The organism is Nitrospirae bacterium CG2_30_53_67 (genome assembly GCA_001873285.1).
Classification (GTDB): domain Bacteria; phylum CG2-30-53-67; class CG2-30-53-67; order CG2-30-53-67; family CG2-30-53-67; genus CG2-30-53-67.
The window spans coordinates 1-12,075 of the sequence record MNYV01000028.1 but is presented as its reverse complement, the minus strand read 5'-3'; the positions used below and the strand labels follow the sequence as shown (position 1 = coordinate 12,075).

At 52.2% G+C, this 12,075-nt stretch carries 10 protein-coding genes; 3 read left to right on the top strand and 7 right to left on the bottom strand.

The genetic code is table 11. From position 1 onward, the window contains the following. Positions 1-386: 386 nt before the first annotated feature. From AUK29_01585 to AUK29_01575, 3 genes are all read right to left on the bottom strand, one after another. On the bottom strand, positions 387-1,127 hold the full coding sequence (locus AUK29_01585) for a tRNA pseudouridine(38-40) synthase TruA (protein OIP66050.1): 741 nt from the start codon (positions 1,125-1,127) through the stop codon (positions 387-389). Between the two features lie 120 nt (positions 1,128-1,247). After that, positions 1,248-3,167 carry a hypothetical protein gene (locus AUK29_01580; GenBank protein OIP66049.1) on the bottom strand — a complete coding sequence of 640 codons (1,920 nt, stop codon included), beginning with the start codon at positions 3,165-3,167 and terminating at the stop codon, positions 1,248-1,250. A 377-nt stretch (positions 3,168-3,544) separates the two neighbouring features. Continuing rightward, the gene (locus AUK29_01575; protein ID OIP66048.1) at positions 3,545-3,931 is read right to left on the bottom strand and encodes a hypothetical protein; all 387 of its coding nucleotides are present in this window, start codon (positions 3,929-3,931) and stop codon (positions 3,545-3,547) included. 22 nt (positions 3,932-3,953) lie between these two features. Between AUK29_01575 and AUK29_01570 the strand changes: the two genes are divergently transcribed. Next, entirely contained in the window at positions 3,954-5,321 is a 1,368-nt protein-coding gene (locus AUK29_01570; protein ID OIP66047.1) for a hypothetical protein, read from the top strand. Between the two features lie 3 nt (positions 5,322-5,324). On the opposite strand, the gene AUK29_01565 is transcribed toward AUK29_01570, so the two are convergent. Further along, positions 5,325-5,801, bottom strand: coding sequence for a CarD family transcriptional regulator (locus AUK29_01565; GenBank protein OIP66046.1), 477 nt, complete (start codon positions 5,799-5,801; stop codon positions 5,325-5,327). A 228-nt stretch (positions 5,802-6,029) separates the two neighbouring features. Here AUK29_01565 and AUK29_01560 point away from each other — a divergent pair, with 228 nt between their 5' ends. Both AUK29_01560 and AUK29_01555 read left to right on the top strand, forming a co-directional pair. Further along, positions 6,030-7,106: a fructose-bisphosphate aldolase gene (locus AUK29_01560; protein OIP66045.1), complete on the top strand. Its 1,077-nt coding sequence runs from the start codon at positions 6,030-6,032 to the stop codon at positions 7,104-7,106. 11 nt (positions 7,107-7,117) lie between these two features. Further along, a complete protein-coding gene (locus AUK29_01555; GenBank protein OIP66044.1) occupies positions 7,118-7,978 on the top strand; it encodes a hypothetical protein in 861 nt (286 codons plus the stop codon). Between the two features lie 110 nt (positions 7,979-8,088). Here the strand turns inward: AUK29_01555 and AUK29_01550 are convergent, their stop codons facing one another. The 3 genes from AUK29_01550 to AUK29_01540 all read right to left on the bottom strand — a co-directional run bounded on the left by AUK29_01550 (position 8,089) and on the right by AUK29_01540 (position 11,893). After that, positions 8,089-9,120 (bottom strand): alcohol dehydrogenase, encoded by a 1,032-nt coding sequence (locus AUK29_01550; protein OIP66043.1) that lies wholly within the window; start codon positions 9,118-9,120, stop codon positions 8,089-8,091. 72 nt (positions 9,121-9,192) lie between these two features. Further along, positions 9,193-9,990: an autoinducer 2 aldolase gene (locus AUK29_01545; protein ID OIP66042.1), complete on the bottom strand. Its 798-nt coding sequence runs from the start codon at positions 9,988-9,990 to the stop codon at positions 9,193-9,195. A 523-nt stretch (positions 9,991-10,513) separates the two neighbouring features. Beyond that, positions 10,514-11,893, bottom strand: a complete 1,380-nt coding sequence (locus AUK29_01540) for a transposase (GenBank protein ID OIP66051.1) — start codon at positions 11,891-11,893, stop codon at positions 10,514-10,516. Positions 11,894-12,075: the final 182 nt, after the last annotated feature.

Genomic DNA, 12,075 nt, shown 5'->3' with positions numbered 1-12,075 from the left:
GACCCTACGATAATACAGAACCAACCATTTTTCAAGGCTTTTTCACTGCAAATTCGTTTAATAATAGGGACGTTTAATAATAGTAATAATAGGGACAGCGCCCATTTATTTTTCTATCTTTAGATTTCATATTGGAAGAATTTATGCAGAATGTATGTCTCATTACAAGTGCCCTAACAATAAATGGGCGCTGTCCCTATTTACTGTCCCCTATTTACTGTCCTTCCCCCTCTTTTCCAAAGAGGGGGAAATGCCTCCCCGGCGCCTGCCCTGAGCGCAGTCGAAGGGGCAAAGGGAGGTTAGAGCCTGCCCTCGAATGGGTTTATCGGGGGAAGGATTTTCTACATGATGTCGTTTCTATTATGAGAACCTTAATAACTGCCGGATCAGCCGTAGTCCACAAAGACCAGGAAGAGCCCTTGGGCCGGAGCCGTAGGACCGGCCTGGGTCCTGTCCCGGCTGTCAAGGATTCTCTGGACATCCATGGGGGCCATCTTCCCCCTCCCCACCTCGACCAAGGTTCCCACAATATTCCGGACCATATATTTTAAGAATCCATTCGCAGAGACGGTGATCGATATCCAACCGTCCTTCGCATGGATTTCGATTCCGCGGATTTCCCGGACCGGGTTTCTGGCGCAACAGCCCGAAGCCTGAAATGCCGAAAAATCGTGCCGGCCGATCAGAGGCATGGCCCCCTCTCTCATGGCATCCAAATCCAGACGACGTGAGATATGCCAGCAGCGATCCCGCTCAAAAACGGATGGGTGGGCGCGGTTCAGGATCACATACCGATACGTCTTGCCTTTCGCACTGAACAGGGCATGAAAATCCCTCTCGGCTTCCTCAACGTTCAGGACCACAATGTCGTTAGGCAGCAGGGCATTCATTCCCCGCTGGAGGGCCTTGCAATCCATGGAACTCAGGGTCTTGAAATGGGCGGTCTGTCCTTCGGCATGAACGCCTGCATCGGTCCTGCCGGCGCCTATGACCTTGGGCCTTTGGCCGGTCAGCCTTTCCAGGATCTCCTCGATCTTCTCCTCAATGCTGATCCCATTGGGCTGGATCTGCCAGCCATGGTACCGGGTCCCTTGATACTCAATAATCAGCTTCAGGTTTCGTTCCATAACAAACAGGCCTTTACTCGGGATGGAACAGATCATCTATCACGACAACTGACGGTGAAGGTTGACGGCGGGAGCGATCAGACGATACAAATCCTGTCCTTCTCAGTGATCATGAGAACATCACTCCGACTGGTTCTTGGGGCTCTTGGCCGAAGACGCATATTCCGAAGAGTTGACATACCTAAAAATGCCGTTGAACAGGCTTTTTGCTATATCATGACGGTATTTGGCGCTTTTCAAACGCCTTTCCTCGGTCGGGTTGCTCATGAATGAGATCTCGGATAGGACACTCGGCATCCTGGCCCCTACCAGGACGACAAATGGGGCCCCTTTCACACCATGGTTCTGAATATCCTTGAATTTCTGATTCAGACCGCTTGTCAAATCATTTTGAAGAATTCCCGCCAGCCGGCTGGACTCCTGCGTCCTGCTGTTGAAGAGGAGATCATTCAGGATCTTGTCCAGATCACTTCTCGGTTTTTGAAAATAAAAGTTTTCACGCGCCGCGATCTTCTTGGCGCGCTCTGAGGCCGCAAAATCCAGGAACCAGGTCTCCACGCCGCTCAGTGATGGGTCCTCGGCAGCATTGACATGGATGGAGATAAAGAGGTCGGCTTTTTCACGGTTCGCGATGGCTGTCCGTTCATCCAGCGGGACAAAGACATCCCGGTCACGGGTCATGATCACCTGCAGATTGAGATTCTCTTTTAGAAGTTTTTTCAACCGTCTGGCCACGTCGAGGGTGATCTCTTTCTCCATCAAGCCGCTCTTCCCGATGCAACCCGGGTCCTTGCCTCCATGGCCGGGGTCGAGCACAACCTTGGCGACCTTCATGCCGAGCTGTTCCGAAAGGGTGAGCGTGCCGCTCCCCTGCTTTAATTTACTGCGGATCCTTGTCAACCTTTCGGTCGTGGATTCGTCCCCGGCCACATCCATGACGATCCGGTCAGGGTCTGAAAGATAGAAAACCGAAACATTTCTGATCTTCTCAAGGTCCAGCACCACCCTGGATGTATCGGCATTGAACTGACCCATCCGGATCGCTTTAAGGTATCCTTTGGAGACATGGATGGGCTCTTTTTTGAGCGCCCGGGAAAGACGGGTGTTTTCAATGTCCACAAAGACCCGGTCCGGATTGGAGATCTGCTGCTGTTTGAAGCGGACCGGACCGTCCAGATCGATCACCACGCGGACATAATCACTTCCTGCCCAGTGCCTGATACCGAGGACATGGACCTGACCGTTGACCGGATTACCGTTGTTTTGATTGGGATCATTTCCTTTTGTTTCTGGTGTTTCTGGTGTTTCTGGTCTTTCCGTGGTTCCATGTGCCTCTTGCAGCCCCTCTTTTTTCTGAGTTTCTGCTTCTTCCGTTGCTGCCGGTGTTTCGTTTATCCCCGGCTGTTCCGGTATCTTCATATCCGATGCGGACGGCTCATCCAGCTTGTCCGAAGAATCTAACGGTTCGGATCCATTCGATGGATCCGATTCTTCTGCTTTCTCCGGAGCGGGTGACGGAAGTTCGGAGAGCCGATCCTTGGCTCCCTTCACCATGTCCCCTTTAGGGAACCTCTCCGGAATCTCCGCATAGGCCGTGTACGCCTTTTCAGGAGCATTTTTAATGGTCCGGTAGATCTCACCGATCATGTATTGCGCATCGTCCGCATACCGGCTGTCCGGATAGGTCTTGGACAAGCGTTCAAAAATTTGGAGAGAAGATTCGGTGTCCCTGGAGGATCTGGAGATCTGCCTGAGTTTCAGCGTGACCATGCCGGCTTGGTAAAGCGCATCATCGGCCAGGCCGGATTTGGGGTAGCGGTCCGCAACCATCAAGAAACCATGGATGACCCGCTCCCACTGGCTCCTGAATTTTTCTTTTTCCGGGGACTGTTCGAGTTCTGTATCGTTCTTTTTCGCTGTACGGTACAGATCCTCGGCAGATCTTTTGGCGAAGGCAGAAGGCTCTTGGATCAAAAAGATAAAAAGCAAAGAGAGGCAAATCGGAAATCGTTTTGTTGAATTGCAGAAGAATTGCTTCATAATTCATATCTTAAATGGGTTTACTTCAGCTTAATCTAAAGGGAGATGAGACGAATGTCAAGTTCTTAATGGATTTTTTTGACAGAGATGGAGCGTGGATGTCATAGATGAAATTCCTGATGGATGGTCTGTGGAAGCAAGTAGCGTGTAATCGAGGGCTTTTAGAAAAGAGGATCATTTCCAAAAGAGTGGGTGAGAACATCAGGGGTCAAGGGTTCCAGTGTTTTTCTCTGGAGATTTTGCTTACGTTTCAGTATTTCACTTGAACCCTTGAACCCTCAAACCCTTTTTACCCACTAAATGGCCGATGGCTCGTAGAGGAGAAGAACCAAAAAAGAGATGCCCAATGACCCAAATCCCGTTCCTTCAATCACTAATCAGGGCTGTTCCATGATGGTCGAGATCACCCGTTTGAGTTCCTGGATCCGAATCGGTTTGTTGATATACTCATGAGCGCCGAGCTGCATGGACTTCAGGTAGGTCTGGACGTCACCAAAAGCGGTCACCATGATGACACGAATCTGCGGGTTGACCTTCTGGATCTCATCCAGGAGCTGAAGCCCGTCTATTTCCGGCATCTTGATGTCGGAAATCATGAGATCAAACCGCTTATTGAGAGACAGGGAGATGGCCTCTTTCCCGTCGGATGCAGTCTCCACATAAAAACCTTCCTGCTGGAGTATTTCGGAAAGGCCTTCGCGCACATGAATCTCATCATCCACGATCAGGATCGACTTCTTGGTCGGATGGGCGGCATGAACCATTCGAGAGGCCTTTATATAAAAAATGATCTATCTTTTATATACCACGTTCATGGCATACCGTCAAGATAAACCATGGAACCCAAAAACAATTTTCTATCTCTGTTCCTGCATGCCTAACTTCTTGTTGATAAAGTGTCATATGATGATTTATACTGGGGATAAGAGATCATTGGGCCGCCATATATGGCTTGAAAGGCCTGGCATCATGAAAAGCGGATTAAATACGGATGTGATCTATCAGGGGATGACCTTCCATGTCCAGACAGAAGACATGGGGGGCAAGATGGGCTATTTACAGACCCAGATTTACTACCGCGGCAGGATCCTCAACTCAGTGCGGTCTTATTACCGGGATCTGACCGGACGTGAGGATTTCTCAAAAGCCCTTGAAGAGCGGTTGGAAACCGAACACCGGAAAGCTGTCGAGCAGGCACAAAATGGGCGCCTGAACATCAAAGACTTGGACCCCATTCTGACTCCGGCAGATCGCAGTGACAAGAAATCAGGCAAGATCAAGATCATTGCAGATGCCGGTCGGTTCCTCAAACATCGGTCAAAGCCCAAGTCCGTGTTCGAGAGTTCACCGGATTCGGCCTTTGTATTCAATCAGTTCAACAGGATCAAGGCCGGTCCTCGTTTCAGGAACCGGTGGATTCCTCTCATGGCAGCGATAATGGCCTGCCTGTTTATCAGTCTCATGGCGCTGCCCAAGAGCAGGAACATCCCTTCCAAGGAAAAAAGGTTTTCCCAACACCTTGTCCAAGGTGAGGAACTGCTTAAAAACGGAAATTTCGAGCAGGCCGAAAATGCCCTGAACCAAGCCGTCTCTCTCTTTCCCAACCGGAGCCGGACCTATGTGCTGCGCTCACGTCTCCATGCCGAACAAGGGGGCATGTCACAATCCATCGACGATCTTACGCATGCCTTGGATATTGAACCTGCGAATGGAGCCATCCTGTATGAATTGGGAAACCGCCAGATCGAGGCAAACCGTCATACGGAAGCCGTTGAGTCCTTTAAAAAGGCCGTTCTCATGGATTACCGCACCCAGGAGATTTACCTCGCTTTGGGTACGGCCTTATACCGTTCGGGTGATACCCGGGAGGCGGAAGAGGCCTGGAGGGAAACGCTGAAGATCAATCCAAAGAATGCTGAGGCGCTTTATCATTTGGGCGCGGCCGCTTTGAGCAGGGAATCCTATGGGGAGGCCATCCAGGACCTTCAAAACGCCGTTGAATATGCCCCTGATATGGCTCCCGCCTATCTCCTTCTGGGAGACGCCCACTATCAGTCCGGATTAAAGGAAAAAGCGGGGAAATTCTGGGAAAAGGCCCTCGCCCTTTCGCCTGACGACGTCACGGCCAAAGCTAAACTGAAAAACCTGCAATAAGATCTATTTTAATGCCGTATCTAAAATTTTCTCTGCCTGTTGTTCGGTGATCCCCTTGGCCCGTGAGATCTCTGAACTGATGAGGTGCTTGGTTTCGCACAGCATCTTTTTCTCGCCGAAGGAGAGTTCTTTATCTTTGGAAAGGAGACTCAAATTCCTGAATACGGCTGCAACTTCATAGATGGATCCGGACTTTATCTTTTCCACACTCTCACGATACCGTTTGTTCCAGTTCGGAAGAATAGTCTTGGGTTTTTCCTTCAGAACCTTGACGACCTTTCTGACATCGTTTGACGGGATGACTTCTCTGAGTCCCACCTTCTCCGCATTGTCACAGGGGATCATGATTCGGGTCCCCTTTTCCATAATCTTAAGAATATAGAACTTCTGCTTCGTTCCCATCAGATTTTTTTCTTCAATGGACTCGATGATGCCCAAGCCGTGGGAAGGATAGACTACGGTATTGCCGATCTTGTACATCTTTCACTCCTACATGTTCATTCGCAACAGAGCAAACTGATACGTACCCCGGAAGATATTCAAATTTATATGTTTTTACTATAAATGTCAATAATAATTTGCCAAATTAATCTTTTTATTATCATCACTCCATAAAAAGACTTTTTTCGTTTTTACACTTGACAAGCCGGGATATCCGATATAACATGCTGATATTCTTATGTTTTCACAAAATCAGAGGAGGAACTCATGTCCAAAAATATTCTCGATCTCAGACCGGAGAACGCCGTAAAAAGACTCGGAAGCAAAAGCAAGGTTTGTCTCCTGAGTTCCAAGGATATCCTGAATGCTTTAAAACCTGAGAGCGTAATCGTGATCGCAAACAACGCAAGGATCAAACATGTCATCCCCGGAATCATGAGGGCAGCCCGGGAATTGGATGCCGTCATCTCCTTTGAACTGGCAAAATCCGAAGGGAACCTCAAGGGAGGTTACACCGGAATGACCCCTGACATCTATTTCGAGACTGTGGTGGGCTATGCCGAGGAAATGGGGTTTACCCTCCCCTTCTTTATCCACGGAGACCATGTCACCACCAAAAGCCCGGCCCCGGACGTGGTCGGGGACTCGAGGGCCCTGATTGAGGCCGAGCTCGCGGCAGGCTACACCTCCATCGCCGTGGACGCCTCATTCAATGAAACCGGGAACAACGTGAAGATTTCCACGGAACTGGGCCGAATCGCCAGAGAGGCCGGCGCAGGGCTGGAGACCGAGGTGGGTGAAATCCTCGGAACCGGGATCGATGCGAGAATCACCTCGGTTAAAGACGCATTGGATTTCATGGAAGGGATCACCGCCAACGGCATCACGCCGGATCTTCTTGCCATCAACAACGGCTCCAAGCACGGGAACTACAAACCCGGAGAAGAGGTCCACATCGATCTCAAACGGACCCGGGAGATCTTCGATGCCATCTCCAAATGGAACGTGGGCATTGCCCAGCATGGGATCACCGGCACCCCAGTGCACCTGCTCAGTCAATTTGCGGATCACGGCGTCCGCAAGGGGAACGTGGCCACACTATGGCAAAACATTGCCCATAAGCACCTTCCGCCCGACCTGTCCAAGGCCATCAAGGCCTGGTGCGAGAAAGAAAAAAAGGATATCAAGCTCGCAACCGCCGTATTCAAAAAAGAGATCAACAGCATACCTGACGAGTACCGGAAGAGCATCGAGCAAGAGGCCTATGTGAACGCCAGGGAGTTCCTCATCAACTTCCGGGCCAAAGGGACGGCAACCAAGGTCATCCGGAAGCTCACCCGTTAATCCAGGCTGCCATGCTCTGGTTCTTTCTCTCCCTTGCATCCGCATTCGCAGTGGCCGTGGTGGATGCCCTCAGCAAAAAGGCCCTGGGACGAAGCGACCCCTATGTGGTGGCATGGGTGAGGCTGGGATATTGCATCCCCTTTCTGGCCCTGAGCCTTTTCTGGATCCGGATTCCGCCGTTGGACGCCGCCTTTTTCAGGGTGATCCTGGTCCTCCTTCCCCTGGAGATCACCGCCCTTCTCCTCTATACCCATGCGCTCCGGCAGTCCCCCCTTTCTCTCACCATCCCATTCCTGGCGTTAACCCCGGTTTTTCTGATCGTCACATCGTATCTGATCCTTGGAGAACGGGTGGACGCATCCGGGATTGCAGGGATCCTCATGATCACAGCAGGCGGGTACCTTCTCCACCTGCACACTGTTCGGAAGGGATGGCTGGAACCGTTCCGGGCCATCCTCCGTGAGAAAGGCTCCCGAAAGATGATCATCGTGGCCTTTCTCTACAGCCTCACGGCCAATCTCGGCAAGGTGGCTATCCGGCATTCCAGCCCCGCATTTTTCGGGGTCGTCTACTTCCCTCTCCTGGCCGCAGTGAGCCTCCCCTTTCTGGGCGTGGTCAGCCAAGGGGCCTATAAGACCCTTCTCACGCGCAAGAGGATCTTCCTTCTCATCGGGCTCTTTCAAACCATCATGATTTTCGCCCAGTTCACCGCTCTCAGCATTGCAGAGGTCCCTTATGTCATCTCCATCAAGCGGACGAGTCTCCTCTTTTCCATCCTCTTCGGCTGGATCTTCTTCCGCGAGGAAAGGATCCGCGAACGGATGCTCGGCGCCGTCTTCATGGTCGGAGGTGTGGTGTTGATCCTGCTGTAAGGGATTTATTCATATTCTCGAATAGGTTTATCGGCCGACGGCTCGTAGAGGGGAGGAATTTTCGATATGATGTCGTTTCTATTTCGAGACCCTTAATATATGAGCGGAGGCTATGAGGATCTGTGGGGTTCGATAATGACTTTGATGGAGTCCTTGCTTTCTGATACAAGACGGAACCCCAAACCTGCATCATCGAGGCTCAATCGGTGCGTAATCATCCTCTGCACAGGAACCCTGCCCCGTGCAATCAATTCAATCGCCACGGCTGCGTCCAGGGGACTGCTTCCATAAGAATGAATCATCCTGATATTGCTGCGCCAGAACGCGTAAACCGGTACGGGAAGATCCACACCCGGATCCGTGGGCGCAAAACATAGGATCGTCCCTCCCCGGTCAACACATTTCAGCGCCTGCTTAAACGCCGGCAGGGCTGAGGTACAGACGATGACAAGGTCCGCGAGCCTCCCCCCCTTCCCTTCGCACAAACGAACCGTCAGATCCTCATTCGCGTTTAGAACCACGTCGGCGCCGAGTTCGGCTGCGGCCTTTAAACGATATTCATTGATATCGGTCACAACGATCCGGCCGGCTCCTGAGGCACGCGCCAGAAGAAGATGGAGAAGCCCGGAAATCCCTCCGCCGAGAATGAGGACATGCCGGCCGGGTCGAAGCCCGGCCGATCTTTGTCCACGGACCACGCAGGCCAGAGGTTCAATGAACGTCCCTTGTTCAAACGACATCCCTTCCGTCAGAAGAAAAGTCCCTCGGTCCACATTGACAGGCGGGACACGGACATATTCAGCAAAACCGCCGGGATAAAAGTTTGTGGTATGCAGCAGGTCGCAGGATGTATGGTCGTTATTCAGACAGTACCGGCAGGTATTGCAAGGCACATGATGAGAAGCAAAAACCCTGTCGCCCACCCTGAACCGGTCCACCCCGTCCCCGGCTTCAACAATCTCCCCGGCCGCTTCATGTCCCAGAACGATCGGCGCCTTCTTGATGCGGTACCACTCCATGACATCACTGCCGCAGATCCCGCTGGCCATCACCTTGACCAGAAGTTCACCGGGGCCGATATCCGGCTTCGGCATCTCCTCCAGACGAACGTCTCGGTTGTTGTAATACATGGCTACGCGCATAGGACCTGCCTCGGCAAATCATCACCCTCCGGCAAAGCCGGGGGCTTGCCCTTATTTAATCATCCGAACGAATCATGCCGGCTTGTTTTTCATCTCGTTGAAGATCTCAAAGGCCTGGCTCACCGTCGCCTTTTCGTGAACCACGGCCTGCAGCGACCTGGCCATGGGCACGGGATGCCTGCCCTGCCAGATATTCCGTCCGAGGTTGATGCCGATCGATCCCTTTTGCATGCCGTCATGGACGAATTCCAACACCTCCCGATCCGTCTCACATTTGGGTCCGCCGGCCATGACCACCGGAACCGGACAGCCGTTGACCACCTTGTCGAAACCGTCCTTGCACCAGTAGGTCTTCACGATCCGGGCGCCCAATTCAGCGGCGATCCGGCAGCTCAAACCGAGGTAGCGCGCATCCCGTTTGGAGAGCTCCTTGCCCACGGCAGTCACGGCCATGACCGGAATCCCGTAATTCTCACAGACATTCACAAGGTTCGCAAGATTCATCAGGGTCTCATGTTCGTAATCACTCCCGACGAAGACGGAAATGCCCACGGCGGAGGCATTGAGGCGGATGATCTCTTCAATAGAGGTCGTGATCCCTTCATGGGCCAGGTCCTTCCCGACCATGCTCGTACCCCCGGACACCCTGAGAATGATGGGTTTGCTTCCAACGGGCTCCACGGATGCCCGCAGCACGCCCCGGGTCACAAAGAGGGCATCGCAATAAGGAAGAAGCGGCTTGATGGTTTCCCCCGGTTTCTCCAGACACGTGGTGGGCCCCTGGAAATATCCATGGTCTATCGGCAGAAAAAAGCAGTGCCCATCAGGCTGGACCAACCGGCTCAGACGGTTTTTTATACCCCAATCCATATCACCAACCTCCCTTTGGTTTTTTTTGGAAAACGATCGTTAACCTTCATGAGATATTCCTTCATTTAACTGAATAGCAGACATGAATTTTAAGAGAATAAACTTTTTTCTTTCAGAGTGTCAAGCCCTCTTTTTTTTTCAGGGGTCTGCGACAAATTTGTTGGTACTATCAGGATTATCTATGGTTGCCATTGTCCGGTCCCCCGATCGGGCCTGCCCTCCGACTCCGATCGGGGGGGCGGGGAATGACGCTCTTAGAGAAATGTTTACCCATAAATTTGTCGCAGACCCTTTTTTCAGGGGCTGCGGTAGTCCAGAGCATTATATTTCTGAATGAGGAAATTAAGGACAACTATCCCTAATTTCCCTTAGAGAAGACGGATATGTTTATTGATATGCACAGTAGAGCCTGTTGCACGAATATTAGTGTTACCGTTTAAACGTAGCCCATCCAGAGTAGCGGCAAGCTACTTCCGGGTTTGAACCATCAAAGGGATGGAGAAGGGGCAGGTTTTCCCCTTCCTTATGTCGCCATCTGAGCGGCGATTCCCTTCCCGCTTCGCCAGAGCTTCAAGATATTGTGCGTCGCACAGATGAGCTTCCACTCCTGGGCGCAGGCCTCAAGTCCCCGACGCATGAATTTTCTGATCCCGCGGCAGTCTTTGATCTGCCCAAAGACCGGCTCAACGGTCTGACCGCGTTTCTTATACAACTCCCGTCCCCGTTTGGTCCGGAGCTTCCGTTCCATCCGCTGCCTCAGCGTCATGTCTTTCGGTATCCGGCCGCGGGGAGGAGGGGCATCACTCAGTGCCTGTCGCTGCTTCCAGTCTTTCTGGGTCGCGATGAGATGTTCGGGTCCATCGGGATCGATGTGTGCAAGGTTGTCTTCGCTTACATACCCGGCGTCCAATAATACGGTCGAAATTTTCTGCTCTTTGTCTATCTCGGTCATATTCTCCTGTGCCTTCTTGACCATGGGGTGAAGCTGGTTGATGTCGTTTTCCTGATCCGTTACTTCCGATGCGATGATGATCTGGTCTTCAGTGACCACGGCCTGACTGTTGTATCCCTGAACATAACCGCTCCGGGTCTTCATGATCCGGCTCTCAGGGTCCGTGACATTGGCCTTGGCTGAGGCTTCCGGCTCGGGATCGGGTTCTTGGGGCTTTCTGCCGCGCTTCTTTGTCCCGGTCTCGGCTCGATGGGCCCGCCGCTTTTCGATCTTTGCCTGTAGCTTCGCTGCCTCGTCTGCGGCTTTCTCTTCGAGCCGCTTCTTGCATGCGGCAAGACGGGCTTTCCGGCTCGTGCGATCCTGAAGGTCTATGGGAAGTTCGTCACCGCGATTGTCCGCTCCATACAGCCGATCCTCTTCGGTATCTTTCGACTCGGCCTCGACGAGCATCTTCTTGACCTCGTTCTCGATGTGCTCGTAGGTGCGGTTGGCTTCAAGGCTGGCGTTGGCCTTGATTTTGCTCCCATCCAGAGCCACCACGCCGACTTTTATCAGCCCGGCTTCGGAGCTTCGCTTGAGCACATCAATGAATAGGCCTTCCATGGACTTGCCGTTTTCTTTCCGGAACCGGCAGAGGGTGGTATGGTCCGGTACCTGGTTCGCGGCGATGACCTTGAACCCAATGTCCCGTTCGCAGAGCTGCTCGATTTCGCGGGACGACCGGATGCCCAGACTGTAAGCATACAGAAGTAACGCCACCATCATGGACGGCTCGAAGGCTGCCTGGCCTTTGCCGTCTTCGCGGTACTTCAGGTAGAATGCTTTCAGGTCCATCTCCTCGACGGCATCGAGGACGAGCCAGACGAGGTCTGCGGGTGGCAGCCATTCCTGCAAGCTGGGCGGCAAAAAATAGACCTGTTCGCGGTTGCATTCAATGAAATTGTAGGCCATCGGGGTCTCCTTCATTGTTTAATGGCCCTTATACTACACTATGTTTACTCCATTGAAAAGGATTTGTGCAACAGGCTCATTAATTTCATTTATTCCCCTGGATCGTTGCCCCGCCGACGGAGAGACTCCAGATAGTCCTCAGGCACGTCATAACGGAGCCTCTTCGCCTTGACGGCATACCG

What these genes read in the sequence shown, in the direction of transcription:
- AUK29_01585 (OIP66050.1), bottom strand. Translation starts at nt 1,127, where the DNA reads ATGGAACGAAACCTGAAGCTGATTATTGAGTATCAAGGGACCCGGTAC.
- AUK29_01580 (OIP66049.1), bottom strand. Translation starts at nt 3,167, where the DNA reads ATGAAGCAATTCTTCTGCAATTCAACAAAACGATTTCCGATTTGCCTC.
- AUK29_01575 (OIP66048.1), bottom strand. Translation starts at nt 3,931, where the DNA reads ATGGTTCATGCCGCCCATCCGACCAAGAAGTCGATCCTGATCGTGGAT.
- AUK29_01570 (OIP66047.1), top strand. Translation starts at nt 3,954, where the DNA reads ATGATCTATCTTTTATATACCACGTTCATGGCATACCGTCAAGATAAA.
- AUK29_01565 (OIP66046.1), bottom strand. Translation starts at nt 5,801, where the DNA reads ATGTACAAGATCGGCAATACCGTAGTCTATCCTTCCCACGGCTTGGGC.
- AUK29_01560 (OIP66045.1), top strand. Translation starts at nt 6,030, where the DNA reads ATGTCCAAAAATATTCTCGATCTCAGACCGGAGAACGCCGTAAAAAGA.
- AUK29_01555 (OIP66044.1), top strand. Translation starts at nt 7,118, where the DNA reads ATGCTCTGGTTCTTTCTCTCCCTTGCATCCGCATTCGCAGTGGCCGTG.
- AUK29_01550 (OIP66043.1), bottom strand. Translation starts at nt 9,120, where the DNA reads ATGCGCGTAGCCATGTATTACAACAACCGAGACGTTCGTCTGGAGGAG.
- AUK29_01545 (OIP66042.1), bottom strand. Translation starts at nt 9,990, where the DNA reads ATGGATTGGGGTATAAAAAACCGTCTGAGCCGGTTGGTCCAGCCTGAT.
- AUK29_01540 (OIP66051.1), bottom strand. Translation starts at nt 11,893, where the DNA reads ATGGCCTACAATTTCATTGAATGCAACCGCGAACAGGTCTATTTTTTG.